Source organism: Pseudomonas sp. BLCC-B112, assembly GCF_028550695.1.
In the GTDB taxonomy this organism is placed as follows: Bacteria; Pseudomonadota; Gammaproteobacteria; order Pseudomonadales; family Pseudomonadaceae; genus Aquipseudomonas; species Aquipseudomonas danubii.
In genome coordinates, this window is record NZ_JAQQGK010000010.1 from 156,013 (window position 1) to 180,468 (window position 24,456).

The window sequence follows — 24,456 nt, forward strand, 5'->3', positions numbered from 1 at the left end:
ACGCCGCTGCACACGGCGTTGCCACCTGCAAAACGCAGCGGGTTTGACAGCCTCATGGCCACGTGAAATAGTTTTCCAACATTATGGAACGCAATTCCATTTTTTATAAATACACCAAAAAAGGCCTGTCATCGTGAGCGAAGTTCCCGCCGCAACCCTCCCGCCCCTGGATTGTGACCTGTTGGTGATCGGCTCCGGAGCTGCCGGTCTGGCCTGTGCCGTGACCGCCGCCTGGCATGGGCTGAAGGTGGTGGTAGTGGAAAAGGATTCCACTTTCGGCGGTGCCAGTGCCTGGTCCGGTGGCTGGATGTGGGTGCCGGGCAATCCGCTGGCACGCCGCGCCGGCATCCATGAAAACCCGCAGCAACCGCGCACCTACCTCAGGCATGAACTGGGCGAAGGCTACGACGCCGGACGCATCGACGCCTTTCTCGATAACGGTCCACAAATGGTGGCCTTCTTCGAACAGCACACCGCCCTGCAGTTCGTCGACGGCAATGGCATTCCGGACATCCATGGCCAGGTGCCCGGGGCTGGCATCGAGGGTCATCAGGTGATCGCCGCGCCCTATGACGCCCGGGCCATTGGTCCCTTGCTGGCGCGCCTGCGCCGGACCCTGCGCGAGACCTCGTTCCTGGGCATGCCGATCATGGCCGGGGCCGACCTGGGCGCCTTTCTCAGCATGACGCGCTCGTTCAAGTCGCTGTTGCATGTGGGCAAGCGCTTTGTCCGCCATCTGCGGGACCTGGCGCTGCATGGCCGGGCCATGCACCTGGTGAACGGCGTGGCGCTGATCGGCCGGCTGGCGAAGTCGGCCCAGGACCTGGGAGTGAATCTGCTGGAGTCGTCGCCGGCCCGTTCGCTGCTACAGGACGAACAAGGGGTGCACGGCGCCCTGGTCGACACGCCTCAGGGGCCGCGGGAGATCCGGGCCCGTCGCGGCGTGGTCCTGGCGGCCGGTGGTTTTACCCATGACCCGATTCGACGCCAGGCGCTGTTTCCCCGGGCGCCTGGCCCCGACGAGCATCTGGCCTTGCCACCCTTGAGCTGCTCGGGGGACGGCATTCGTCTCGGTGAAGCCGCCGGTGCCGTGCTGGCCACCGACCTTGCCAGCCCGGTGGCCTGGGCCCCGGTATCGCGGGTGCAACACGCCGACGGCAGCATCGGCCACTTTCCCCATATCATCGATCGGGCCAAGCCCGGGGTGATCGGGGTGCTGGCCAATGGCAAACGCTTTGTCAACGAGGCCGACGGTTACTACGACTACACCGCGGCCATGGTGGAAGCGGTTCCGGCCGGCGAGGAAGTGGCGTCCTGGCTGATCTGCGACCACCGCTTCCAGCGTCGTTACGGGCTGGGTTATGCCCGCCCCTTCCCCCTGCCCGTGGGCCATCTGGTACGCAACGGCTACCTGCAACGGGCCGACTCCATCCAGGAGCTGGCACGGCGTTGCGGCATCGACCCACAAGGCCTGGCCGCCACGGTACAAGCGTTCAACCAGCATGCCCGGCAGGGTCAGGACCCTGAGTTCGGTCGCGGTTCGACGCCCTACAACCGCAAGCAGGGTGACGCCCTGCACCCAGGGCCTAACCCCTGTGTGGCGCCTATCCAGCAAGGGCCGTTCTATGGGGTCAAAGTGCTGCCCGGCAGTTTCGGCACCTTTGCCGGGCTCAAGACCAGCCCCCAGGCCCAAGTACTGGATCAGGCCGGGGCAGTGATCCCGGGGCTGTATGCCGCGGGCACCGACATGGCCAGTGTCATGGGCGGTTTCTACCCGTCCGGGGGCATCAACCTGGGGCCGGCCATGACCTTCGGCTACATTGCCGGGCGCCATGCCGCAGGCGTCAGTGACTATGAGGTGATCCTCGAACCGGCCCTTGGCGCAGGTTCCGGACAATGCGCGGCGATGCATTGACCTGGCGCCGCTGGTTCATGGGCTCCAGCCGGGGCCCTGCTCCACCAGGGGTTGCGAGGCCTGCAACTGCGCCTCGATCTGCCGCGCCAGGTAATACACCCCGGCCATAACCCCGTGCTCAGGGTCATGCAACTGCTTGAGCCAGGCCTGATCGAAGGCCACGCCCAGGTCGCGCCGGGTCTGCGCCTGCAGGTACTCGCGCTCATTGTTCTGGACCAGGGCCCGTACGCCCGCCACCCCCACGGAAATCAGCGCTCCGGCCACCCGCCCCACCGCGGCGGCCACGGCACCGGCCACACCGCGACTGGCGAACTGGGCCTGAAGTTTCTCACTGGTGACCTGGGCCACCTGGGACACGCCCGGCGCCGCCTCCCCCTGATCGGTCGCCGGCCCGGCATGAATCTGCTGCAACAGCGGCGCATAGGCCGGCAGACGGGCCACCGGCTCTACCTGCAACAGTTGCTGCAGCGAAGCGCGTTGCCCGGCCTGGGGCCCAAGATCGATGGCGATGATCCGCGCCAGATGCTGATCCAATTGCGGCACGGGCAACTGGTGACGCGCAGTGCTGAGCTGCACCTGCTGACGCAGCAACTGCACATAGAACTCCATGGCCTCGCCAGTAATGCCATCGGCATCGATCTCCAGCGCCACTGGTGCCAGGACCCGCTGCTGATACTGTTCCTGCAGGTAACCGGCCAGGCGCCTGGAAGCCTGTGCGTCATCGCCCCGGTCGTTCAGGGAATACCAACCGACCTTGAGCGCCAGCCATTCCTGGGTCCAGTAGCCACTGAACCAGGGAATGAAGTGTTCGTCGGTCTGCTGATAGATCCGCGTGCGCCAGTGCTCCATGGAGCCCTGGGCATAGACTTCAGCCTGCTGGGTGGCGGAGCGTGAGGCGTTCAGCAGCTCCCCGTCCACCTGACGCCAGACGGCCGGACTGACCGGCGCCTGGGCGACGGGCTCGGCGACACGGCTGGCGCAGCCAGGAAGGAGCAGTACCAGCACCGCCAGCCCCAGGCTGAACAACCAGGACCTGGGGCGACAGCAACGCAGCGCCAGTGAGCACAAGGCAAGTCCCTCCCTGAAGGCAAGGCCAGGCCAGACTCGACTGTCCGGCCTGGCCTACTTGCAGTATAGGTAGCGCCACTGCGCCGCCCGGGGCGTTTTGCCAGGCGCTCGTGCAATCGTCACCCACGACGCCTCCGGCATCGGTATATTGCCCGGGGCGCCTGCGCCACGGACCTGCCTCCCCCCTACAAGGAACCTTCATGCTCTACCGCATCGCCGCTGACAGCCTGGTGCTGTTTCACCTGTCATTCATCGTCTTCGTGCTGCTGGGAGGCCTGCTGGTGCTGCGCCATCCACGGCTGATGCTGCTGCACCTGCCCGCCGCGGCCTGGGGTGTGGCGGTGGAAGTCCTGCACCTGGAATGCCCGCTGACCCGCTGGGAAAACCTGTTGCGCCACGCCGCCGGCCAGGATGGCTACGGGGCCGGGTTCATCGAGCACTACCTGATCCCACTGATCTACCCCGCCGGGCTGACCCCGGGCATCCAGCTCTGGCTGGGCAGCCTGGTTCTAGTGATCAACCTCTCGGTCTACGGCTACCTGGCACGGCGCTGGAGCCGTACCCGCCACGCCTGAAGCCTCCCCCTTGTGACCGCAGCGGCGAACCGGCCCGCACCTTGGCGCTCTAGGACGGATCGGCCTCGCAGGCCTGGGTCAGCGCCTGCCAGGTGGCCTGGTCGGCGGGGATCAGGTGCTCGATGCGCAATGACGCCACAGTGATGTCCTGGGGCATGCCAAAGGTGGTGAAGGTGGAAAGAAAACGCAGTTCCCCCGTGGGCCCGCGCACCCGGGTCAGCAGCAACGGCGTGGCCAGGCTTGCAGCACCCGACGCCTCGCCGGGGCACGGCAGGCTCGCCAGCAGCGCCGCCAGCCCTGGCTGTTGCGCCGCCTCCCGGGCCGCCCGCTGCCAAGCCACCTGACGGATCTCTTCGGCATTGATCAGGCAGTCACCAAAACCACCGGGCAGCAGCAGGCTCGCCAGCAGATTGAAACCTTGCTCCAGCGCCGCCGGCGGCAGTCCCAAAAGCCCGAACAAGGCCGTGGTGGCGCGATTGGCGGCCAGTACCTGCCAGCCGCTGTCGATGACAATGGCCGGCGCCGGGTTGTTGGCCTGGAGCAGGTGCATCAGCGCGGCGCGCACCGGCTCCAGGCCCGGATCGTCCAATGGCAAGGCGGCATAACGGGGGGCATAGCCGGCGGCAAGATACACCCGGTTGCGTATTTCCAGTGGGGTATCCAGGGTGCTCAGCAAGCCATGCAGCAGCGCCGGGCTGGGCTGCGCCCGGCCCGTCTCGACGCAGCTCAGGTGCCGTTGCGACATGCCCACCTGCAACGCCAGATCCAGCTGGCTCAAGCGCGCTTGGCGCCGCAGCTGGCGCAGTTGCGCGCCGACCGGCAGCGCTGGTGCGGGAACGCGTCCAAGGGGTTCGATCATCGGGTTCCATCATCCTTTGGGTGGGTTAGCCGTTGGCGGACAACTCAGCGAACAGGCTTGAAGAAGATCAGTTCGGGATCATCCTCGTCCAGGTTCTCGACCACCCCGCTGGGGCGGAATCCGGCCTTGGCCAGCAGCCCCTGGGCCGCCCGATTGGAACGGTTGGTGGAAGTGAACAGCTTGCTCGTCCGACAAGCCTTCTCGGCGGCGGCGAGCAGCCGTTGTGCCACCCCCTGACGCTGTTGCCCGGGCGCCACAACCACCAGGGAGACGAACCCCTGATCGAAAAAATCATGATTGAGCAGCACATAGCCGGCGATCCTGTCGCACGCCAGCTCAACCCACACCTGGCCCCGCCCGACCGCCTCGCGAAGCGCCTGGCCCCGGCTGGCATGGGATTGTGCATAGGCATCAAAGCCGAGCATGGCCGGCACATCGTCGGGCCGTGCTTCACGGATCACCCTCGAGGTGCCTGGCTCAGGAGCCTGTTCGCTGTCGCTCATTGCTACTCATTCCTTGAAGCTGATTGTTGTCCTGTGCCGCCCAGCTGAGCGCTTGTGCCCCACGCCTGTCTATGACCTGGGAGGTCATTGAGTGGCCCGGGGGTTGCCACTTAGCCTGTTCGCTCCCCGTAGTTCAAGGAGTTTAATGGTGAGAAAAACACTCTGGCGCCTATGCCTGGCCTTGTTCGCCGGCCATGAACTGGACGCCGTGGCCCAAGCCGAGTGGCGCCTGCTGTATGGCTTGCGCGACCTCGATCCGACGCTGGGCCAGCAGTGGTTCATTGCGCTGCATGTACCGCTGTGCGTCGCACTGATGTGGCTGATCGGGCACCCGCGCCAGGCCATGCGCCGGACCAGCCGGCAACTGCTGGCCGCCTTTGCCGTGGTTCACGCCGGGCTGCACTTCAACCTTCAGCAGCACCCGCTGTACCTCTTCGACTCGCTGCTGTCGCAAACGCTGATCTTCGCCTGCGGTGCCACCGGCCTGCTCTACCTGATGCTGGACCTGGGCCGGCAACGCTCCCCGTGCAACGACTGATCACCTCCCGGCTCAAGGAACCCACCATGCCCCGTCCCTACCTCGCGCTGCTGACCCTGCTGGCCTTCAGTGCCTACACCCTGTTCACCCTGCTCCAGGCACAGCAGTCGCTGCTGCAATTCGGCGTGCAACTGCTGTCGCAACCCGACACCGCGCAGGTGGTCATCGACCTGTACTTGATGGCGCTGCTGGCTGGACTGTGGATGCTGCAAGACGCCCGGGCCCGCGGACGCTCGGCGCTGTCGGTGCTGCCCTACCTGCTGCTGACGGCGGTCTTGGTCTCCATCGGCCCGCTGCTGTACATCGTGGTCAACGGCTTTGGCCGAGGCTCGCCCCGCAGCGCCTGAGCGGCAACGGCCTCAGATCAGCCGCTGGATCTGCTTGTGCCGCCAGACCAGCTTGAAGTAGCCGGTCTGCAGCACCAGCATGCTCAGGTAGGCCACCGGGAACGCCATCCACACCCCCTGCAGGCCGAAGTGCGCGTCCAACAGATAGGCCATCGGCAGCTGCACCCCGAGGATGCAGAAAATCGAGATCGCCACCGGCATCAGCACCGTGCCGCTGGCGCGCATGATGCCGCCCACCACCGCCTGGAAGCCGAACACCAGGATGCTCCAGAGCATGATGTGCAGCAGGTGTTCGGCCTGCACCAGGGCTGTGGGGTCGATGATGAACAGCCCCAGCAGCCAGTGGGAAATCAGGTAGCCCAGCAGCACCAGGGCCCCGGTCAGGCACAGGTTGATCGCCAGGCCCGTGCGCAGGATCGGGGTGATGCGCTCCAGGCGCCCGGCGCCGATGGCCTGAGCCCCGAGGATCGACGCGGTGATGGCGATCGACAGCGCCGGAAACTGCACATAGTTGACGATCTGGGTCACCGCGCCATAAGCCGCCGTAGCCTGGGAACCGTGGCGGTTGACCAGGGCCAGGATCACCAGTTCGGAGAGCGAGATCACCACCATCTGCACCCCGGTGGGCAGGCCGATGCGCAGCACCTTGGCGAGGATCGCCCGGTCCAGCTTCATCGCCGCGAACAGCGCCCGATCCGGCGCCAGGGGATGGGCCCGGCCACTCAAGCGCCAGACCAGAAAACCCATGGCCAGGATATTGCCCACCAGCCCGGCGAAGGCCGCGCTCTGGATGCCCATCGGCGGCAGGCCCAGCCAGCCGCGAATCAGCGCCGGGGTCAGGAGCAGGCCCACCAGGGTCGACACGATCAGCGCCAGCAGCGGCGACAGGGTATCGCTGACGCCCCGCAGCAACTGGGTAAAGAGCACGAACACCAGCAGCAGCGGCATGATCAGCATCATCACCCGGGCATAGCCCACTGCATCGTCCAGCACATCCAGGGGCGTGCCCAGGCCCTGCAATGCCGGCCGCGCAAACAGCATGCCCAGCACCGCCCCCAACAACCCGATCAGCGCGCCCAGCAGCAAGGTGCTGCCGGCCACCGCCTTGACCGTGCCCAGCTCCCGGGCGCCCCAGGCCTGGCCGATCAGCACCGAGGCCCCCGCGCCCAGGCCGATCACCAGAGCAATGAAGAAGAACACGATGGGGAACATCCCCGACACCGCGGCCAACGCCTGGGTCCCCAGCATCTGCCCGATGTAGATGCCATTGAGCGTGCCGGAGAACGACTGCAGGAAGTTCGACAGCACCATGGGCATGAGGAAGATCAGGTACACCTGCCAAAGCGGGCGCTGGGCGGGAATCGACATGGGGCAGGCAACCTCGGATCAAGAGGACGAAGGGCCGCGAAGCAGTCCGTGGCACGGGGCTCGCGTCGGTCCTGGAAGGTGCAGCAATGAAGGCCGCACGCGACGTTCCGGCAGCGCAGCGGCCCGAGGTTTATATCAGCGGTTGACGTCCACCACCACCCGCCCGCGGACCTTGCCTTCGAGCAGTTCACGGGCGACGGTCAACGCCTCTTCCAGGCCCACTTCGCGGGTGATCCGCTGCAGGTGCTGCTGGTCCACCTCGGCAGCCAGGCGCTCCCAGGCATGCACCCGTTCGTGGTAGGGACGGGTCACGCTGTTGATCCCCAGCAAGCTCACTCCCCGCAGAATGAAGGGCGCCACCGAAGCCGGGAAATCCATGCCCTGGGCCAACCCGCAGGCAGCCACCAGACCATCGGCGGCGGTGCCGGCACAGACGTTGGCCAGGGTGTGACTGCCCACCGAATCGATGGCCGCCGCCCAGCGCTCCTTGGCCAGCGGGCGTCCCGGCTCGGACAGTTCGGCGCGCTCGATGATACGGCTGGCCCCCAGCGCCTTGAGGTAGTCGGCCTCTTCCGGCCGCCCGGTGGCGGCAATCACCGAGTAGCCCAGGCGCGACAGCAGGCTGATGGCAAAGCTGCCGACGCCGCCGCTGGCACCGGTGACCAGCACTTCGCCGTGCTCGGGGGTCAGGCCGCTGCGTTCCAGGGCGATCAGGCACAGCATGGCGGTGTAGCCGGCAGTGCCGATGGCCATGGCCTGGCGCGCGCTGAAGGCTTCTGGCAGGTGGATCAGCCAGTCCCCCTGCAACCGGGCCTTCTGTGCCAGCCCGCCCCAATGGCTCTCGCCCACGCCCCAGCCATTGAGCAGCACCTGCTCCCCCGGGCGAAAGCGCGGATGACTGCTGGCTTCGACGGTACCTGCCAGGTCGATTCCGGGGACCATGGGAAACTGCCGCACCACCGGGCTTTTGCCAGTGATCGCCAGGCCGTCCTTGTAGTTCAGGGTGCTGTAGGCCACCCGCACCGTGACATCGCCTGCAGGCAGTTGCACCTCCTCCAGTTGGCTCAGATGGGCGCGATAACCTGCAGTGTCTTTGTCGATCACAATGGCCTTGAACATCACGGACTCCTGTTGGCAAGGGAGGCTGCAGCGCTGGCTGCAACGGCGTAGAACGCGAACGCGCCATCCTACGCAAGCCTTCGGAAGGCGTCCATGAACACCCCTGCCCGCCACAGGATTGCTCCGGTGGCCGGGCCGGCGCTAAAGGTCATTGATCGCCCCTCACCCCAGTCCCCGCCCGCGACGCTCGCAATGGCCCGGGCCGCACCCAGCGTCCCGTATCGCAACGTAGCCCAGCGCAACTGGCCTGCCAGAACGGCGATGAGGGGCGTATCGGGCGTGGCAAAAACGCAGCATGGAGCGTTACCATGCCGCGGCGTTTCTACCCTGACCGAACGGATTCTCGACCTTGTCTCACCTACTGGAAAAAGCCGCCGCACGCGGCGATCTCGCGGCCATCGAGCGCCTCCTTGATGCTGGCGCGGACCTTGAATGGCAGCACAAGGGCACCGGCCGCACGGCCCTGCTGGCCGCCACTATCGCCGGGCACCAGCCGGCCGTGGCGCTGCTGCTGGCACGCGGCGCGAATGTCCAGCAACCGTGCAAGGCCCTGGGCTACAGCCCCCTGGCCTGGGCCGCCAGCCAAGGTGATACCGCCATGGCCGAGTTGCTGATCGCCCATGGCGCAGCGCTCGAACACGCCAGCCCCGAACTGCAACGTACTGCCCTGATGAACGCCGCCCAGGGCGGGCACGAGGCAATGCTGAGCTTGCTGCTCAAAGCCGGCGCCGATCCGCTGCGCCTGGACTTCCAGCAGCGCAATGCCTGGTCCCTGGCCGAAGAGAAGGGCCATACCCAGATCATGCAACAGCTGGCGCAGGCCGGTGCCGGAGCGCCGCCAGCGCCCGCAGCGGCCCCTTCCCTGCCCTGGCCGCCACTGGCAGCAGGCGATGACAACAGTGGCGATCCGGTCACCCAGGTGCGGGCCTATACCCTGGCGCTGGAGGCCTGGGAACAACGAGGCAATGCCCTGGGCCACGAGGCTGTCGACGCGGCCTTCTGGGCCGAACCGCAACAGCTCCTCGAACGTTTCTGCACCCTGCGGCCGCGGGCCTATCCCCGAGCCTCCTACGGTTACCCCACAACCTACTCCGAGGCCGACCAACTACTGGGCTGCCAGTTGCTCAAGCCCGCCGAGGCCGAAGTGCTGATGCGTGATCCAGCCTCCCGGGCGCTGTGCTACGAGCATCGCTTCCTGGTCAAACGGGTCGCGGGGCAATGGCGCATCGACAGCGTCAAGCGGCGCCTGGCCGGCACCCCGAAATGGACCAACGCGATTCTGTGACGCCCCTGCAACTTGCACGCCCCTCTCACCTTTCAGGACCTGCCCCCATGAAATACGACGACGCCTCCTGGCACTACGGCGGCGACTTTCCCGACGACCTGCCCACCACGGCCGGAGCCACCCACATCGGCCTGTTCCTGGCCTGGATGCTGATCAACGACTTTGCCAGCGAGGAGCTGCTGGACGATGTCGAAGAGGAGATCGGCCAAGTCCAGGCCCGCACCCTCGATGGCCGCGAGTTCCTGTTGCGGATACTGGATGAAAAGCTCAGCGACGGCGATTTCAACGACGAAGGCAATGCCTTTGCCCTGGCCTACTACAAGGGGCGGGACAGCGGGCGGTTTTCCAGCGACTACGAACAGATCCTGGCCCCTGAGCCGGGCACCATCTACCGGGTGGAAAACAGCTGGAGCAACTACGACCGGCTGGCATCGGTGATGGACGAGCGACTTGCACACTGGCGCGCCACGGGGCGAGCGCAGTACATCGACTGAGCGCCGGACGCCGGCAATTGTGGTTAAATGCCGCCCCCGAAAATCGCCGGTTACCGTGATGACCCCTCAAGCCCTCGCCACCCTCAACCAGCACTTGCTAACCGCCCTGGCCACCGCGCCCACCGAAACCCGGCGCCTGTTCCATGGCCGCGGCCGCTGCTGGCCGGGGCTGGAGCAACTGACCGTGGACTGGCTGCAAGGGGTATTGCTGGTGTCCCTGTTCAAGGCGCCGGAGCCTGAACAACTCGCGGCCCTCAAGCTGCTGCTGGTGGAGCTGGGCAACTCCGCACAATGGGCCGCCAGCGGTGCCCGCAGCCTGATGCTGCAACACCGCTACCTGCCCGACAGCCATGGCGAATGGCTGCTGGGCCAGCCGGTGGATTCCTGCACCATCACCGAGGAAGGCCTGCGCTACCAAGTGGACCTGGGCAGCAAGCAGAACAACGGGCTGTTCCTCGACATGCGCTACGGGCGCAACTGGGTCCGGGCCCATGCCCGGGGCCAGAACGTGCTCAACCTGTTCGCCTACACCTGCGGCTTCTCGGTAGCAGCGATCGCTGGCGGTGCCGAGCGAGTGGTCAACCTCGACATGTCCCGAGCGGCCCTGAGCCGTGGCCGCGACAACCACCGGCTCAATGGCCACGACACCAGCCGGGTGAGCTTTCTCGGCCATGACCTGTTCAAGTCCTGGAGCAAGGTCAAGCAAGGTGGCCCTTACGACCTGGTGATCATTGATCCGCCATCGTTCCAGAAAGGCAGCTTTGTCCTGGGCAAGGACTATGCCCGGGTCCTGCGGCGCTTGCCGGAGTTGCTGACAGCCAACGGCTGCGTGCTGGCCTGCATGAACGACCCGGCGTTTACCGTGGAGTTTCTGCTGGAGGGCATGGCCGAGGCAGCGCCGGGGTTGCGTTTTGAACAGCGGCTGGAGAACCCGCCGGAGTTTCCCGATGCCGATCCGCAGTGTGGGCTCAAGGCGCTGGTGTTTCGTCAGGGGGAATAGAGGGGCCATCGCTGCTGGGAAGGGTGATGTATCCGTGGCTGCGGGTGCGGCTACCTATGGTTTCGCCCTTACGGCGAGGGGGACGGGGTACATATCCGTTGCTGCGGTCACGGCCACTTAGGGTTTCGCCCTTACGGCGAGTCCCTTTTTACAAACGCCTAAAAAGGAACCAAAAACGCTTGCCCCTCCATGGGCCCCTCGCTGGGGCTCGGGGTTCCCTCTCTCCGGCAGGCTGGGAAGGGGCCTGAAGATCAAGATCAAAAGCCAGAGCCAGAGCCAAGCGCGTGTTACGCGCTGTCCGTAGGAGCCGGCTTGCCGGCGAAGAGGCCCGTGAGTCATGCAGCGTCAGGGCGGACGCCTTCGCTGGCAAGCCAGCTCCTACGGGAGGTGGTGGGAGGGACGCCCCACTCCATCTTCAGGCCGGCCGCAAGGCCGCCGTCGCGCTCTTGATCTTGATCTGAACGCCCCGTTAACCACGATGGCCGAACGCAGGCATTGAGCCGTGGGTAACCCGGCAGGACGCCGGGTTAGCCGCCCCAGGCCATGGATGGCCTGTGGCGGCGGCCCACGGATCAATGCCGGAGTGAGGGCATGCCGAGCCTAGGCGAGGCACCGAGTGGAGGGGCAGGAGCCTTTGGTTACTTTGGGCTCTTTCCAAAGTGACTCGCTGTAAGAGCGAAACCATAAGTGGCCCCACCCGCAGCAACGGATATGCCCCCCAAAAAAACCCCAAAGCCCCCGCCCCGCCTCACAACCCCATCCGATACTCAATAACCCCAGGCTTCTGCGCCACCCAGTCATACAACCTCTGCGCCCGCTTGTTGCTCTCCTGCGTATGCCAATACAACCGCCCACACCGCTGTTCCCGGGCAAAGGCCTGCACCCACTCGATCAACAGTTTCCCCGCACCACTGCCCCGCACTGCCGGAGCGACATACAGATCCTCCAGATAACAGAAGTCAGTTACCGCCCAGGTCGAACGGTGCAACACCGAGTTGACGAAACCGATCAGCTCATCACCCTGCACCGCCACCGCTGAAAACACCGGCTCTTGCGGATCACAGAAACGCTCGAAGGCAACCACACTGACCTGCTCGTCCAGCGTCACCTGATAGAAGTCCTGATACGCCAGCCACAACTGCAACCACTGCTGATAATCGCCAGGCTGAATCGGCCGTATCGTCACTGCGTGTTGTTGATCACTCATTGCACTCTCCTGTTAAAACCCACTCCAGACGTCAACCCCTGGATGGTGAGGAGCGCCAGCTTATGGTTTGAATGGAGGGTTTTATCAGGCCATTTCAATCGCAAAGAGCAGACCACTTTTGCCACCGCTCGCGCACCTCGCACCTCGGACTGCTAATGGGCCCCAAAGTGAATCCCACCCGCTTTCTACGCGAACAGAACGTGGACGACCCGAAGCTTCTGTGAGCGATTGCAAGGAGTGCCTGAGGACTCGGAGCCTTAGTCCCAACTGCCGGCGATAGCGCTGAGCTGTGGGTTTTTCTTGACAGCAAAAATTCCCAGCGGCTATTGTCTGACAACCTGACTACCAAGGTTTCTCCATGCTTGAACTCCAGCGTCCCGACTCTCTCGTTGTGCGTGTGGTCAATGCGATCCGTACCGAGATCGACTCCGGCCGCCTGGCTCCCGAGTCGCGCCTGCCCACTGAGCAGCAACTGGCCGAGCAGCTGAATGTCAGCCGCTCGGTGGTGCGCGAAGCCATTGCCCAGCTCAAGGCCGATGGCGTGCTGATCGCCCGGCGCGGCCTGGGGTCGTACATTTCCAAGACCCCTGCCGGCACGGTGTTCCGCTTCCCCCAGGCCGATGGACGCCTGCCGGATCTGGCGCAGATGTTCGAGATGCGCCTGTGGATCGAAACCCAGGCTGCGTCGATTGCCGCCCAGCGCCGCGATGCCGCCGATCTGCAGCGCATGCAGCAAGCCCTGCAGGAAATGCACGACAAGCGCAGCGATTTCGAAGCCGCGGGGTTGGCTGACGTGGAGTTTCACCGGGCCATCGCCGAGGCCAGCAAGAACGACTACTTCGTGGCCTTCCATGATTTTCTGCGCAGCCAGCTAACCAGCGCCCGCAAGGCCGCCTGGGAAAACTCGGCGCGGCGCATGGTCGGCGGCTCCGCCGATGCCACCCAGGAACACCAGGCGCTGTACCAGGCCATTGCCGCCGGTGATCGCCAGGCCGCCGCCGCTTGTGCCGATGCTCACTTGCGTGCCGCGGCCAAGCGCCTGGGCCTGGAGCTGCCAACCCTCGACTGACACCTGCAACACGCTTCAAGCCGCAAGCGCTAGCCTGCGGTTTTTTATCGGAACACTTAGTCTGACAACCTGATAACCAGACTTGAAACCGTTTGATCCAAGGTACCCAGAACCATGATTTATGACTTTTGCATCATCGGCGGCGGCATCGTCGGACTGGCCACGGCCATGGAGATCCTCAAGCGCCAGCCGGGCGCCTCGCTGGTGATCCTGGAAAAGGAAAATGTCCTGGCCAAGCACCAGACCGGGCACAACAGCGGGGTGATCCACGCCGGTATCTACTACGCGCCGGGCAGCCTCAAGGCCGACCTGTGCAAGCGCGGCGCCGAGGCCACCAAGCAGTTCTGCAGCGAGCACGGAATCAAGTTCGAGGTCTGCGGCAAGGTGCTGGTAGCGTCCAACGCCCTGGAAGTGCAGCGCATGGAAGCCCTGTATCAGCGCTCACAACAGAACGGCCTCAAGGTGGAGCGCCTGGACGCCGAGCAACTGCGTGAGCGTGAGCCGAACATCGTCGGCCTCGGCGGGCTGTTCCTCGACGCCACCGGCATCGTCGACTACCGCGAAGTCTGCGAAACCATGGCCCGGGTGATCCGCCGCGACGGCGGAGAAATCTGCCTCAGCCAGACCGTGACCGCGATCCAGGAAAACGCCGACAGCGTCACGGTCAACAGCCATGGCGGCAGCTGGCAGGCGAAGAAACTGGTGGTCTGTGCCGGCCTGCAATCGGATCGCCTGGCGACCCTGGCCGGGGTCAGGATCGACCACCAGATCATCCCCTTCCGCGGCGAGTACTTCCGCCTGCCGGCCTCGAAGAACAACATCGTCAATCACCTGATCTACCCGATCCCCGACCCGGAGCTGCCATTCCTCGGCGTGCACCTGACCCGCATGATCGACGGCAGCGTCACCGTCGGCCCCAATGCGGTGCTGGGCCTGGGCCGTGAGAACTACAAGAAGTTCTCCATCAACTGGCGCGACGTGGCGCAGTACGCCAGCTTCCCCGGGTTCTGGAAAACCATCTGGCAGAACCTGGGTTCCGGCACCACGGAGATGAAGAACTCGCTGTTCAAGTCCGGCTACCTGGAGCAGTGCCGCAAGTACTGCCCGTCCCTGGAAGTCTCCGACCTGCTGCCCTACGAGGCGGGGATTCGCGCCCAGGCGGTAATGCGTGACGGCAGCCTGGTGCACGACTTCCTGTTCGCCCAGACCCCACGCATGTTGCACGTATGCAACGCGCCCTCGCCCGCCGCCACGTCGGCGATTCCCATTGGTTCGATGATCGCTGACAAGATTTTCCAGGCCGACTGAAACACAGACGCGGCACGCCTTGTTGCACAGCGCTGCAGCGCTGTCTGCGGGGCCCCGTGCCGCCGAAATACCCCTCGGCAGTCCCTTTGGGGCACACCGAGCAAGACCCGCGTCAACTCGACAATAAATACAATGATCCAAGAGGATGTACACAATGACCGCAGTTGAAACCGGCATTACTGCAGCGGAAACCCCACAACAAACCCAGAAACGCCTGCGCAAGGTCGCGGCGGCCACCATCTTCGGCTCGATGCTGGAGTGGTACGACTTCTACCTCTACGCCACCATGGCGGCCATCGTCTTCTCGAAGATCTTCTTCGATAACAGCAACCCGAAAAGCGCCACGCTGATGGCCTTCTCCACCTTTGCCATCGGCTTTATCGCCCGTCCCTTCGGCGGCATCCTGTTCGGCTACCTGGGGGACAAGTTCGGCCGCAAGCAGGTGCTGGTGCTGACCTTCTGCCTGATGGGCGTGTGCACCGCACTGATCGGCCTGATCCCCAGCTACGCCTCCATCGGCATCTGGGCACCGATCCTGCTGGTGGCGATCCGCATCATCCAGGGCCTGGGGGCCGGCGCCGAACTCTCCGGCGCGGCGGTCACCTCCTATGAACACGCCAGCGAAGGCAAACGCGGCAGCCAAGGTGCCTGGCCGGCGCTGGGGCTGAACCTGGGCCTGCTGCTGTCGTCGCTGACCATTTACCTGTTGACCATCAACGGCAACGACTTCCTGCTGGCCGGCGGCTGGCGCATTCCCTTCGTGTGCAGCATCGTCCTGGTGGCGGTCGGCCTGTGGGTGCGCAACAGCATTCCGGAAACCCCGGAGTTCAAGGAACTGAGCAAGGAAAGCCAGAAGGCCAAGCCCTCGCCCCTCAAGGCACTGTTCAAGAACGACCTCAAGGGCCTGGCGGTGGTGTTCTTCGTCGCCATTGGCTACAACGCCCTGAGCTACATCTTCAAGACCTTTTCCCTGGCCTACCTGACCCAGTACAAGAATGTCGATGTGCACGTCACTTCACTGTCGGTGACCATCGCCAGCCTGATCGCCATCGTCGCCGTGCCCTTCTTCGGCTGGCTCTGCGACAAGTGGAGCAGCAAGACCGTGCTGATTCTGGGCGGGGTGTTCTCGCTGCTGTTCGCCTACCCGTTCCTGGCCCTGCTCAATACCGGCGAGAGCCTGATGATCTACATCGCCATCGGCGTCGGCACCGGCATCCTGGCACCGATGATGTTCGCGCCTCAGGGTTCGTTCCTCAGCCGCCAGTTCCCCACCGCGACCCGCTCCTCGGGCTTCGGCACCGGGCGCGAGATCGGCACCGCCATTGCCGGCGGCCTGGCGCCATTGGGCGCCCTATCCCTGGTGACCGCCTCGGCCACTCACTCCACCGACGGCGTGGTGATCATCCTCGCGGTGTCCGCCGTGCTGGTGATGGTGTTTGCCCTCTTCGACCAGGGGCGCAAGCACTCGGCGTTCAAGAACTGAAAAACCGTTGAGCCGCCCACAGGTCGCACTGGGGCGGCTCAGGCCAGCAGCACCTCGATCCCCAGCTGGCGATAACCTTCGATATCCACCTCTGGCACTTCCTGCTCGGTCACCAGCCGCTGCAGACGGTTGCAGGGTGCGACCACAAAGGGCTCCATGGCGCCGAGTTTGTCGGCGGTGGTCACGGCGATGACTTCGGCGGCGCTGTCGAACATCGCCTGCTTGATCGGCACTTCATCGAAATGCAGGGAGCTGATGCCGATCTCCGGGTGAATCGCACAGACCCCGGTGAACATCAGGTCGGCCTTGATCCCCTGGATCATCCGCAGTGCTTCATGGCCGCTGGCGGACAGGGTTGCCGGATTGAGCTGGCCGCCCACGAGAATCACCTTGACCCCGGGGTATTCGGCCAGGGCCACGGCAATCATTGGCGAAGCGGTGACTGCGGTCAGGCGGATATCGGCCGGCAGGGACTGGGCGATATGCAAGGTGGTGGAACCGGAATCGAACAGCACCGTCTGGCCGTCCCGCACCCATTGCACGGCAAACTGCGCCAGACGCAGTTTCGCCTCGTTGGTTTCGCCGACCCGAGTGAAGTAGTCCTTGCCGCTGTCCTTGGGTCGCGGCAGCGCACCGCCGTGCACCCGCTGCACCAGGCCATTGGCATCCAGCTCGGCGAGGTCGCGGCGGATGGTGTCTTCTGAAACCGCGAAGTGCCGGCTCAGCTCGGCGGCCATGACCTTGCCGTCGCGCTCCAGCAGCAGAAGGATCTTTTGTCGACGCAGGGAGGGCAGCTCGGCTGCCGGGTGCAGGTTTTGCATGTTCTTGCCCGTTTTTGCGTGTTTTCGCGAGATTAGCCAAGCCCTCTCGCGAAAACAAGCAGCCGCGCTCAGGAGATCAATTGTGGGGGCCGTACGTTGTACAGCGCCGCCTCACCCAGGCGCTCGCGCACCAGGGCCTGGGCCTGCCGGGTCATCTGGTCCAGATGCCGGTCGCGCTTCTTCTCCGCTTCCAGCATGGCCTTGCGCCCGTGCTGGGCCAGCAGGTAGGTGTGAATCTGCCGCACTTCCACCGATTGGTAGATCGGCGCCACGTCCAATACCGCCAGCAAGCCATCGCTGCCATGGTCTCGGGTATTCATCAGCACTTGCGGACCGCGGGCGCCCAGCAGCTGAAAGCCCAGGGCCTCGAAACACTCCACTTTGGCCACCTGACAGGCCAGCTCGGCATGGGGATAGCGAGCACGCAGCGCCTCCAGCATCTGCCGGGCAATGCCCTGGCGCCGATGGTTTTGCCGCACCGCCATATAGGCCACGGCACAGGCCTGGGGATCGTCCTTGAGCGGCAGGTACAGGGTGAAGCCCAGCACCTGCTCAGGGTCCTGAGTATCGGTGGCCACCACCAGCTCTACCGCGATCCCCCGGGAACCGTCCATGGCCTGCAGGTACAGGTGCACTTCGTAGCCGACGCCGTACTGGTACAGGTTGTACAGCGGGTTGCTCGGGGCAATGGCCACCGCGCTGATGTCGGTGATGTAGTCCACGACCATTTGCTGGATCTGGCTCTGGATGGCTTCGGGCGGCGGGGCTTGGAACAGGGTGATGCTGGACATCGAGGCAGTGACTCCGAGGGTTGAGGCGTGCCCGCAACGGCGGGCGTGGCAATCATACCGCGTCACGGCAAGACACAGGCAGCCAACAAGATGCTCGAGTCGGGCTCAAGCCTCGTTGAGAAAGATACGGAGATGCTGCTTCAGAAGCACCGGCAAGGCCGGCCGGTTGCGACGACATCAGGGATATCGCCGCAACCCATGCAAGATACGGCTGCACGGTGGCAGCCGCTGTGCCCCATCCGACGAACGCGGACGGGGCCGAGGCTTACAGCGCCATGTCGGCCGCTGGGTTGCTCTCTGGCTTGGCCATGCTGGCCGGAGCCTGAGGTGCAGCGCCCTTGACCGCTGGTGGCGGGGTCAGTTGCAGCACTTCGGCGGTGTAGGCCCATTCTTTGGCCACACGCTCAGGGCTGTCGTTCAGGGCAGTGCCGTAGCTCGGTACGATCTGGTGCAGTTTTTCCTGCCAGGCCGGGGTCGCCACTTTGTCCTTGAACACCTTCTGCAGCACGCTGAGCATGATCGGCGCGGCGGTCGAGGCACCTGGGGAGGCGCCCAGCAGGCCGGCGATGCTGCCGTCCTGGGAAGCGACGATCTCGGTGCCCAGTTTCAGCACGCCGCCCTTCTCTTCGTCACGCTTGATGATCTGCACGCGCTGACCGGCCTGCCACAGGCGCCAGTCTTCTTGCTTGGCGTTGGGGAAGTATTCCTTCAGGGCGTTGAAGCGATCGTCATCCGACAGCATCAGTTGGCCGGCCAGGTATTCCACCAACGGGTACTGTTCGATACCGACTTTGGTCATCGGCCAGAAGTTGTGGGTGGTGGTGCTGGTCAGCAGGTCGAAGTACGAACCTTCCTTGAGGAACTTGGTGGAGAAGGTAGCGAATGGGCCAAACAGGATGACCCGTTTGCCGTCCAGCACGCGAGTGTCCAGGTGCGGAACCGACATCGGCGGAGCGCCCACCGAAGCCTTGCCGTAGGCCTTGGCCAGATGCTGCTCGGCAACGCTGGCGTTCTCGGTCACCAGGAACGAGCCACCCACCGGGAAGCCGGCGTATTCGTTGGCCTCGGGAATGCCCGACTTCTGCAGCAGGTGCAGGGCACCGCCGCCAGCGCCGATGAACACGAACTTGGCGTCGGTTTCGGTTTTCGAACCGTCTTTGAGGTTCTTGTAGGTCACGCGCCACGAGCCGTCTTCATTGCGCTCGATGTCCTGCACTTCGCTGGACAGCTTGAGAGCAAAGTTCGGCTGGGCTTGCAGGTGCGCGACGAACTGGCGAGTGATCTCGCCGAAGTTGACGTCGGTGCCGATCGGGCTCCAGGTCGCAGCGATCTTCTGCGCCGGATCACGACCTTCCATCATCAGTGGTACCCACTTCTTGATCTGCTCGGCGTCTTCGGAGTACTGCATGCCGCTGAACAGCGGGCTGGCCTGCAGGGCCTCGTAGCGTGCCTTGAGGAACTTGATGTTGTCATCGCCCCAGACAAAGCTCATGTGCGGCGTGGAGTTGATGAACGAACGCGGGTTCTTCAGCACACCGTTCTTGACCTGCCACGACCAGAACTGGCGGGAAATCTGGAACGCTTCGTTGATCTCGATGGCCTTGGCGATCTCGATCTTGCCGTCCTTGCCTTCCGGGGTGTAGTTCAGCTCAGCCAGGGCGGAGTGACCGGTACCGGCGTTGTTCCAGCCGTTGGAGCTTTCTTCAGCCACGCCATCCAGGCGCTCGACCATCTCCATGGACCAATCGGGCTGCAGCTCATTGAGCCAGACCCCGAGGGTCGAACTCATGATGCCGCCACCGATCAGCAGCACATCCACTTTCTTCGGCTCAGCCGCGTGCGCGGACGTGAGGCCTATCGACATCGCCAGCCCGATCAGGGCCGTGTTCACTTTCTTCAACATTCTGTAGTACCTACGATAGAACGCCATCCGCCGCCCCATCCTCGATCCTGCGAACTCAGTGCATTGCGAAACAGGCATTTCGCAGGTCCTGGATGAACGCATTCAAAAGAACTGGAGGGTGGGCACACAAGGCCGACGAGACTGGCTCGACCTCAGTTTTATATCGCTCCGGCGCTGACTTCTTGTCGTTTTTGGCTTCAGCTACTTGAGTGACACTTGTTTCTCAGGACACGTCACGGGACGTAGACCAACGGGCAATAACGCCCCACTCCTTTCACCGACACCGGACTCGATTCGACGCACAACACTGACACCCGTCTACACGGGGCCAGCAGGACAAAGAAGGGTCGGGGTCAACCAAAGGAGGTAGACGAACACTGCCTGACATTGCATTCGGCGAGTTTGCCCAGACACTCCCACGCGCTTGCAAGGACCCGAACAGGCCACTTGAAGCAAAGCATAGGGGAGGTATTTCTGCACAAACGATGAACCGATTCAGCGCAAGAATATCATTACGGCATCAGCCTGTCTTGGCCGGAGCGGCTGCCCTGGCCCTCGAAAAAACCGCGACGCACTACGACACTCGCCACAATCAATGCGTCACAAAGACGCTGGCCGGTCGCTACGCCTCGGCACTGCACTGAGCCTTGGCGGTCAGCAATGGCACAGGCATCATGACCGGCTGCAAGACCTGCCAGACCATCGTCAAGGACAAGAAGAACAACCATGCACGAGACTTCCCTGCAAGACACCACCGCCCCCGAGGGCGTCTGTTTCGGCTGCGGCAGCAGCAACCACCACGGCCTGCAGATCAAGAGCCACTGGCATGAAGACGGCGAGCATGTGATCGCCGAGCACCTGCCGCAATCCCAGTACTGCGGCTGGCCGGACCTGGTCTACGGTGGCCTGATCGCCATGCTGGTGGACTGCCACTCCAACTGGACCGCCATGGCCTACCACTACCGTAACGAACAACGGGAACCGGGCAGCCTGCCGCGCATCGACTGCGTCACCGGCAACCTGGGCATCAAGTTCATCAAGCCCACGCCCATGGGCGTACCCCTGACCCTGCGGGCCAAGGTCGAGGGCGACGTGGGGCGCAAGAGCCGGGTGATCTGTGAGGTGTATGCCGGTGATGTACTGACCGCCATTGGCGATTCGGTGTTTGTTCGGGTCGATACAGAGCAGTTGGCCGCCGCCGCTCATGGACGTGGTGCCTGAGTATGGACATTCAGGAAATACAGCTGCACTTGGCCAAGCCAGCCGTGAAGTTCAGTGCCGGCGGCTTTCGTCCGACTCACAGCGATGAGGAAAGCTGGCTGGGCCGAGTCTTTCTGTTTCGCGAAGACGAAGAGTTGCCGCGCAACCGCGCCGGTGAAACCCTGCTGCCCTTCGCGCAGCTCTATCTCCCGGCCCTGCCCTTTCACAGCCCGCTGCTAAAAGGCGTGCGGGTGCTGAGCGTGTTTGTCGCCAATCCCTTTCCCGAACCCTTGGAGCCCATGGGTGAACGCTGGCTGATCCGCGAATACCGCGACGACGAGGTGCTGGTGCGCAAGGAGCTGGCCGCTCCCGGAGCCTTCCTCAAACCCATGCCGATCAAAGCCGAAGCCGTGGCCGAGGACTTTCCGCTGTGGGACGGTGGCGGCATCCCCGATGAGGTGGAGCAGGCCATTCTCGACCTGGAACGCAGCGGCCGGATCGAGTGTTACTACGACCTGATCAGCCACTGCTATGAACACAAGCTGGGGGGCTATCCGTCCTACTGCCAATCAGGGATCGATGTCGGAGACGGTTTCGAATTCGTGATGCAGATTGCCTCCGACGCCAAGATCGGACTCAACGTGGTGGACGGCGGCAAGTTGATGTTCTGGAAGCATCGCGACACGGGCGAATGGGCGCTGTACTTCGACTTCTATTGAGACCGGTCGGTGAATAGCGATTTCATCTTCCCACGGATGAAAAGCCCGGGCGCCAGGTGCATCATGAGCGCTGTCATTTTTCGGGAGACCTTCATGCCCCTGCGTCCATTGCTCTTGCCCGCCGCCGCTCTGGCGCTGGGCCTGCTGGGTTCGGCCAGCGCCGTGGCCGATGATCGGTCGCAGTTGATCGAATCGATCAACGCCTACCGCAGCCAGCCACAACGTTGCGCCAACCAGGCCTCCTCGGAGCTGCCGCCACTGGCCAGCGATCCGCGCCTGATCCTGCCCGTAGACAACGTCGGTGACCTGCAACAGGCCCTGGCACGGGCGGCCTATCCCATGGTCAATGTGCAGGCCATCAGCCTCTCCGGCCCCCGGGACGCCCAGGCGGCGATGCAAGCGGTGCGCGAGAGCTTCTGCCAGGTGGTGCTGGACCCGCAGTTCGTCGATATCGGCGTCAATCGCCAGGCCAACCAGTGGCGCATCGTCCTCGCCCGGCCGTTGCTGGCCGCCCGCCTCGGGGATTGGCAAGCTGAGGGCCAGCAACTGCTGGCACAGATCAACAGCGCCCGCAGCCAGCCCCGGCAATGCGGCGGCCAGAGCTTTGCCGCCAGCGCACCGCTGGCCTGGAATGCCACCCTGGGCAGCACCGCCGAAGCACACAGCCGGGCCATGGCCAACCAGAACTATTTCGATCACAAGGACCATGACGGCCGCACCCCGGGTGATCGCGCCGAACTGGCCGGTTATGCCGGGCAACAAGTGGGCGAGAACATCGCCGCCGGCCAGGACAGCGCGCGCAAGGTGCTGGACGGCTGGCTGGCCAGCCCCGGGCACTGTGCCAACCTGATGAACCCGGCCTACCGCGAGCTGGGTGCAGCTTATGCAGTGGACCCGAAAAGCGATGCGGGCATCTACTGGACTGCAATGTTCGGCGCGCCTTGAGGCGCCGGCTTCAGACAGGGCCTGCCGAGCACAGTGGCCGGCCAGTCCCCGTCTGGGTTCGAGCCCGGCCATGAACGCAAACGCCCCGATCAACCGGGGCGTTTTTTTCAGCCAATGGCGACCTTACTGGTTGGTCGCCACCTGCCCAGCATCACCCTGGCTCACCAGCGCCTTGAGGGATGCGTCGAACTGCTTCAGCGCATTGACCTGCAGCTCGGTCTGCTGGTTGATCTGCGCGGCAATTTCCGGTGCGGCCTTGCCCCGGACCCAGACCGAAGGCAACTCCTTGGCCTGAATGCCTTCGGCCTTGCCGATGTATTGCAGGTTGGCGTCATAGAACTTGGCGATGAACCGCGCCTCCACCTTGCGGTTGGCCTTGGTCACCAGTTGGTTGTAGGTATCGAGCATGACCACCACGTCAGGCCGGGCCTGGACCACGGCATCGAGGCTGTCATACAGGGTCACGGTACCAAAGTGTTTCTGCAACGACGCCGTCAACCAGTTGATCGCCCGTTGCGGGTCGGAGCTGTCGACAAAGGCGGCACTGATGCGCGGGTCGAGCCCGGCATTTTTCGCCCCGTTCAGCGCCACCGAGTGGTAGTGCTCCAGGTAATCCAGGGTATTGAGGGTGTTTTCGCTGTACAGCAGCCCTACCGACTGGGCGTGCCGCAGATCGGCGCTGCTGTCGGCCATGGGCAAGAAGTGGCAGGACATGTCATCGGCGGCGAAGGCTGTCGCAGAAGCACCGGTTCCCGCGATCAAGACAACCACAAGGGTCAATAGAGTCGAGATTCTCATCGGGTGTTTCCTTCTGCAGCCAGCACGGTGTAAGCGCCATCTTCCTCCTTTGCTGGAAAAACGGAACCTGCACTTTTTGATGATAACTATCGATTGCAGCAATGATGTAAAAGGCCTGGACACTTGAGCTGCTTTTGCATTGATCGCCCGGGCCAAGGACTGCAAAAACAGACTCTGCTTTACCGTTCCCGTCGATACTGGATAATGGCAACTCGCCATAACCGGACAGTATTCCTCTGCCATGAGGTCCACAGGAAAAACTGCCTGACAAACGCCTGCAAGAACGCATGATCCGACTACGGAACAAGGAGCCAGTACCGTTGATGTCATCTCAAGATTCAATCGCACCGTCGACCCGCACCCAGAAACTCACCTCATTGATCACTCGGGGAATGGCGGGCCTCGGGGTCGTACTGAGCGGTCTGTGGGCCCTGATTACTTATGCGGTCCCCGATCCCAGCGTCTTCGGTTTCAGCTTCATCAGCTGGAAAAATGTAGTGTTGCTGGTCAGCACCTTCCTGTTCCTGGGGGCGGTATCCCTGGGCTGGCAGATGCGCAACCTCACGCCCTTGCTGAGAGGCGTACTGCAGTTCGGCCTGGCCTGCATCCTCTCCTTCGGCTTTTTCATCCTCGGCACCGAGTACGCCAAGCCCTCGTTCGAATTCGCCAAGCTGCAGGCCAAGATTGTCGAAAACGAAGGCAACAACCTCCTGGGCCGACGCATTGAAGTGTTGGATAACGTACGTTTCGAACTGGAAGGCTGTGAAAACATCGGCCGCTTGCCGACCTGCTCATTCGAGCTGACCAACCTCAACCTTGATCGCAATTTCAGTTTCGACAATGGCACTCGCCTGTTCGACGAATCCGGCGGGCCACTAACCTTCAACTCCATTCGGGTGGGTCAGGTCGAGTCCCATTCCTGGCTGGACTTCCAGCTGATTCGCAATGTGCCGACCCGGGTCACCCTGATCTTTCAGCAAAGTAATAACAAAATGAGCAAAACCCCGGCCATCAAGCTGGTATTTCGTGATGGCAACAATGACCCGCTGACCCTCAAGTTCAGCGACGTGGCCATGCAGTAAATCGACCTCGACCAACCAGCCGGTGCCTGAACGCTCGATAAATCAGGAACCGTCAGCGG

24 protein-coding genes are annotated in these 24,456 nt (G+C 63.8%); 14 read left to right on the forward strand and 10 right to left on the reverse strand.

The genetic code is table 11. From position 1 onward, the window contains the following. Positions 1 to 133 precede the first annotated feature (133 nt). On the forward strand, positions 134 to 1,915 hold the full coding sequence (locus PQT43_RS24730) for an FAD-dependent oxidoreductase (RefSeq protein ID WP_272754847.1): 1,782 nt from the start codon (positions 134 to 136) through the stop codon (positions 1,913 to 1,915). Between the two features lie 15 nt (positions 1,916 to 1,930). Here the strand turns inward: PQT43_RS24730 and PQT43_RS24735 are convergent, their stop codons facing one another. Further along, the gene (locus tag PQT43_RS24735; RefSeq protein ID WP_442962475.1) at positions 1,931 to 2,968 is read right to left on the reverse strand and encodes a hypothetical protein; all 1,038 of its coding nucleotides are present in this window, start codon (positions 2,966 to 2,968) and stop codon (positions 1,931 to 1,933) included. A gap of 215 nt (positions 2,969 to 3,183) precedes the next feature. On the opposite strand from PQT43_RS24735, the gene PQT43_RS24740 reads away from it, so the two are divergent. Then, entirely contained in the window at positions 3,184 to 3,558 is a 375-nt protein-coding gene (locus tag PQT43_RS24740; RefSeq protein ID WP_102864296.1) for a DUF2784 domain-containing protein, read from the forward strand. Between the two features lie 49 nt (positions 3,559 to 3,607). On the opposite strand, the gene PQT43_RS24745 is transcribed toward PQT43_RS24740, so the two are convergent. After that, positions 3,608 to 4,417: a helix-turn-helix domain-containing protein gene (locus tag PQT43_RS24745; protein ID WP_272754849.1), complete on the reverse strand. Its 810-nt coding sequence runs from the start codon at positions 4,415 to 4,417 to the stop codon at positions 3,608 to 3,610. Positions 4,418 to 4,461: 44 nt separating this feature from the next. Continuing rightward, positions 4,462 to 4,920, reverse strand: a complete 459-nt coding sequence (locus PQT43_RS24750) for a GNAT family N-acetyltransferase (RefSeq protein ID WP_102879890.1) — start codon at positions 4,918 to 4,920, stop codon at positions 4,462 to 4,464. A gap of 148 nt (positions 4,921 to 5,068) precedes the next feature. On the opposite strand from PQT43_RS24750, the gene PQT43_RS24755 reads away from it, so the two are divergent. Then, positions 5,069 to 5,458 carry a DUF6713 family protein gene (locus PQT43_RS24755; protein ID WP_336314630.1) on the forward strand — a complete coding sequence of 130 codons (390 nt, stop codon included), beginning with the start codon at positions 5,069 to 5,071 and terminating at the stop codon, positions 5,456 to 5,458. Between the two features lie 26 nt (positions 5,459 to 5,484). Further along, complete coding sequence (locus PQT43_RS24760; protein ID WP_272754851.1) at positions 5,485 to 5,805, forward strand: DUF2834 domain-containing protein; 321 nt, start codon at positions 5,485 to 5,487, stop codon at positions 5,803 to 5,805. Positions 5,806 to 5,817: 12 nt separating this feature from the next. Here the strand turns inward: PQT43_RS24760 and PQT43_RS24765 are convergent, their stop codons facing one another. Beyond that, positions 5,818 to 7,173, reverse strand: coding sequence for an MATE family efflux transporter (locus PQT43_RS24765; RefSeq protein WP_272754854.1), 1,356 nt, complete (start codon positions 7,171 to 7,173; stop codon positions 5,818 to 5,820). Between the two features lie 135 nt (positions 7,174 to 7,308). Continuing rightward, positions 7,309 to 8,292: an acrylyl-CoA reductase (NADPH) gene (gene acuI / locus PQT43_RS24770; protein WP_102879893.1), complete on the reverse strand. Its 984-nt coding sequence runs from the start codon at positions 8,290 to 8,292 to the stop codon at positions 7,309 to 7,311. Between the two features lie 349 nt (positions 8,293 to 8,641). Here acuI and PQT43_RS24775 point away from each other — a divergent pair, with 349 nt between their 5' ends. Genes PQT43_RS24775 through PQT43_RS24785 form a run of 3 tightly spaced genes read left to right on the forward strand, consistent with a single transcriptional unit; the run spans position 8,642 to position 11,071 of the window. Continuing rightward, positions 8,642 to 9,577: an ankyrin repeat domain-containing protein gene (locus PQT43_RS24775; RefSeq protein WP_110595831.1), complete on the forward strand. Its 936-nt coding sequence runs from the start codon at positions 8,642 to 8,644 to the stop codon at positions 9,575 to 9,577. Between the two features lie 47 nt (positions 9,578 to 9,624). Then, complete coding sequence (locus tag PQT43_RS24780) at positions 9,625 to 10,071, forward strand: DUF7832 domain-containing protein (protein ID WP_110595832.1); 447 nt, start codon at positions 9,625 to 9,627, stop codon at positions 10,069 to 10,071. Between the two features lie 58 nt (positions 10,072 to 10,129). After that, the gene (locus PQT43_RS24785) at positions 10,130 to 11,071 is read left to right on the forward strand and encodes a class I SAM-dependent methyltransferase (RefSeq protein ID WP_110653770.1); all 942 of its coding nucleotides are present in this window, start codon (positions 10,130 to 10,132) and stop codon (positions 11,069 to 11,071) included. A gap of 748 nt (positions 11,072 to 11,819) precedes the next feature. Here PQT43_RS24785 and PQT43_RS24790 read toward each other — a convergent pair. Further along, positions 11,820 to 12,278, reverse strand: coding sequence for a GNAT family N-acetyltransferase (locus PQT43_RS24790; RefSeq protein ID WP_102879897.1), 459 nt, complete (start codon positions 12,276 to 12,278; stop codon positions 11,820 to 11,822). A gap of 358 nt (positions 12,279 to 12,636) precedes the next feature. On the opposite strand from PQT43_RS24790, the gene PQT43_RS24795 reads away from it, so the two are divergent. The 3 genes from PQT43_RS24795 (at position 12,637) to PQT43_RS24805 (ending at position 16,138) form a co-directional block, all read left to right on the forward strand. After that, positions 12,637 to 13,347 carry a FadR/GntR family transcriptional regulator gene (locus PQT43_RS24795; RefSeq protein WP_123393159.1) on the forward strand — a complete coding sequence of 237 codons (711 nt, stop codon included), beginning with the start codon at positions 12,637 to 12,639 and terminating at the stop codon, positions 13,345 to 13,347. Positions 13,348 to 13,461: 114 nt separating this feature from the next. After that, positions 13,462 to 14,655 (forward strand): L-2-hydroxyglutarate oxidase, encoded by a 1,194-nt coding sequence (lhgO, locus tag PQT43_RS24800; RefSeq protein ID WP_272754856.1) that lies wholly within the window; start codon positions 13,462 to 13,464, stop codon positions 14,653 to 14,655. Between the two features lie 154 nt (positions 14,656 to 14,809). Further along, positions 14,810 to 16,138 carry an MFS transporter gene (locus PQT43_RS24805; RefSeq protein ID WP_272754857.1) on the forward strand — a complete coding sequence of 443 codons (1,329 nt, stop codon included), beginning with the start codon at positions 14,810 to 14,812 and terminating at the stop codon, positions 16,136 to 16,138. Between the two features lie 38 nt (positions 16,139 to 16,176). On the opposite strand, the gene PQT43_RS24810 is transcribed toward PQT43_RS24805, so the two are convergent. The 3 genes from PQT43_RS24810 to mqo all read right to left on the reverse strand — a co-directional run bounded on the left by PQT43_RS24810 (position 16,177) and on the right by mqo (position 19,653). Continuing rightward, the gene (locus PQT43_RS24810) at positions 16,177 to 16,959 is read right to left on the reverse strand and encodes a DeoR/GlpR family DNA-binding transcription regulator (RefSeq protein WP_102879901.1); all 783 of its coding nucleotides are present in this window, start codon (positions 16,957 to 16,959) and stop codon (positions 16,177 to 16,179) included. 68 nt (positions 16,960 to 17,027) lie between these two features. Beyond that, the gene (locus tag PQT43_RS24815; RefSeq protein WP_170004947.1) at positions 17,028 to 17,750 is read right to left on the reverse strand and encodes a GNAT family N-acetyltransferase; all 723 of its coding nucleotides are present in this window, start codon (positions 17,748 to 17,750) and stop codon (positions 17,028 to 17,030) included. A gap of 265 nt (positions 17,751 to 18,015) precedes the next feature. Continuing rightward, positions 18,016 to 19,653, reverse strand: a complete 1,638-nt coding sequence (gene mqo / locus PQT43_RS24820) for a malate dehydrogenase (quinone) (protein WP_102879903.1) — start codon at positions 19,651 to 19,653, stop codon at positions 18,016 to 18,018. 726 nt (positions 19,654 to 20,379) lie between these two features. On the opposite strand from mqo, the gene PQT43_RS24825 reads away from it, so the two are divergent. From PQT43_RS24825 to PQT43_RS24835, 3 genes are all read left to right on the forward strand, one after another. Next, positions 20,380 to 20,874 (forward strand): PaaI family thioesterase, encoded by a 495-nt coding sequence (locus tag PQT43_RS24825; RefSeq protein WP_253085542.1) that lies wholly within the window; start codon positions 20,380 to 20,382, stop codon positions 20,872 to 20,874. A gap of 2 nt (positions 20,875 to 20,876) precedes the next feature. Further along, positions 20,877 to 21,572, forward strand: coding sequence for a DUF1963 domain-containing protein (locus PQT43_RS24830; RefSeq protein WP_253085543.1), 696 nt, complete (start codon positions 20,877 to 20,879; stop codon positions 21,570 to 21,572). 93 nt (positions 21,573 to 21,665) lie between these two features. Continuing rightward, positions 21,666 to 22,517: a CAP domain-containing protein gene (locus PQT43_RS24835; RefSeq protein WP_110595840.1), complete on the forward strand. Its 852-nt coding sequence runs from the start codon at positions 21,666 to 21,668 to the stop codon at positions 22,515 to 22,517. Positions 22,518 to 22,640: 123 nt separating this feature from the next. Here PQT43_RS24835 and PQT43_RS24840 read toward each other — a convergent pair whose 3' ends face one another. Further along, the gene (locus tag PQT43_RS24840) at positions 22,641 to 23,315 is read right to left on the reverse strand and encodes an ATPase (RefSeq protein ID WP_253085544.1); all 675 of its coding nucleotides are present in this window, start codon (positions 23,313 to 23,315) and stop codon (positions 22,641 to 22,643) included. Positions 23,316 to 23,638: 323 nt separating this feature from the next. Between PQT43_RS24840 and PQT43_RS24845 the strand changes: the two genes are divergently transcribed. Then, entirely contained in the window at positions 23,639 to 24,397 is a 759-nt protein-coding gene (locus tag PQT43_RS24845; protein ID WP_072452364.1) for a hypothetical protein, read from the forward strand. Positions 24,398 to 24,456 lie beyond the last annotated feature (59 nt).

Coding starts and splice junctions, on each gene's coding strand:
- PQT43_RS24740 (WP_102864296.1), top strand. CDS start 3,184: ATGCTCTACCGCATCGCCGCTGACAGCCTGGTGCTGTTTCACCTGTCA.
- PQT43_RS24745 (WP_272754849.1), bottom strand. CDS start 4,417: ATGATCGAACCCCTTGGACGCGTTCCCGCACCAGCGCTGCCGGTCGGC.
- PQT43_RS24750 (WP_102879890.1), bottom strand. CDS start 4,920: ATGAGCGACAGCGAACAGGCTCCTGAGCCAGGCACCTCGAGGGTGATC.
- PQT43_RS24760 (WP_272754851.1), top strand. CDS start 5,485: ATGCCCCGTCCCTACCTCGCGCTGCTGACCCTGCTGGCCTTCAGTGCC.
- PQT43_RS24765 (WP_272754854.1), bottom strand. CDS start 7,173: ATGTCGATTCCCGCCCAGCGCCCGCTTTGGCAGGTGTACCTGATCTTC.
- acuI (WP_102879893.1), bottom strand. CDS start 8,292: ATGTTCAAGGCCATTGTGATCGACAAAGACACTGCAGGTTATCGCGCC.
- PQT43_RS24780 (WP_110595832.1), top strand. CDS start 9,625: ATGAAATACGACGACGCCTCCTGGCACTACGGCGGCGACTTTCCCGAC.
- PQT43_RS24785 (WP_110653770.1), top strand. CDS start 10,130: ATGACCCCTCAAGCCCTCGCCACCCTCAACCAGCACTTGCTAACCGCC.
- PQT43_RS24790 (WP_102879897.1), bottom strand. CDS start 12,278: ATGAGTGATCAACAACACGCAGTGACGATACGGCCGATTCAGCCTGGC.
- PQT43_RS24795 (WP_123393159.1), top strand. CDS start 12,637: ATGCTTGAACTCCAGCGTCCCGACTCTCTCGTTGTGCGTGTGGTCAAT.
- lhgO (WP_272754856.1), top strand. CDS start 13,462: ATGATTTATGACTTTTGCATCATCGGCGGCGGCATCGTCGGACTGGCC.
- PQT43_RS24805 (WP_272754857.1), top strand. CDS start 14,810: ATGACCGCAGTTGAAACCGGCATTACTGCAGCGGAAACCCCACAACAA.
- PQT43_RS24810 (WP_102879901.1), bottom strand. CDS start 16,959: ATGCAAAACCTGCACCCGGCAGCCGAGCTGCCCTCCCTGCGTCGACAA.
- PQT43_RS24815 (WP_170004947.1), bottom strand. CDS start 17,750: ATGTCCAGCATCACCCTGTTCCAAGCCCCGCCGCCCGAAGCCATCCAG.
- mqo (WP_102879903.1), bottom strand. CDS start 19,653: ATGTTGAAGAAAGTGAACACGGCCCTGATCGGGCTGGCGATGTCGATA.
- PQT43_RS24825 (WP_253085542.1), top strand. CDS start 20,380: ATGCACGAGACTTCCCTGCAAGACACCACCGCCCCCGAGGGCGTCTGT.
- PQT43_RS24830 (WP_253085543.1), top strand. CDS start 20,877: ATGGACATTCAGGAAATACAGCTGCACTTGGCCAAGCCAGCCGTGAAG.
- PQT43_RS24835 (WP_110595840.1), top strand. CDS start 21,666: ATGCCCCTGCGTCCATTGCTCTTGCCCGCCGCCGCTCTGGCGCTGGGC.
- PQT43_RS24840 (WP_253085544.1), bottom strand. CDS start 23,315: ATGAGAATCTCGACTCTATTGACCCTTGTGGTTGTCTTGATCGCGGGA.
- PQT43_RS24845 (WP_072452364.1), top strand. CDS start 23,639: ATGTCATCTCAAGATTCAATCGCACCGTCGACCCGCACCCAGAAACTC.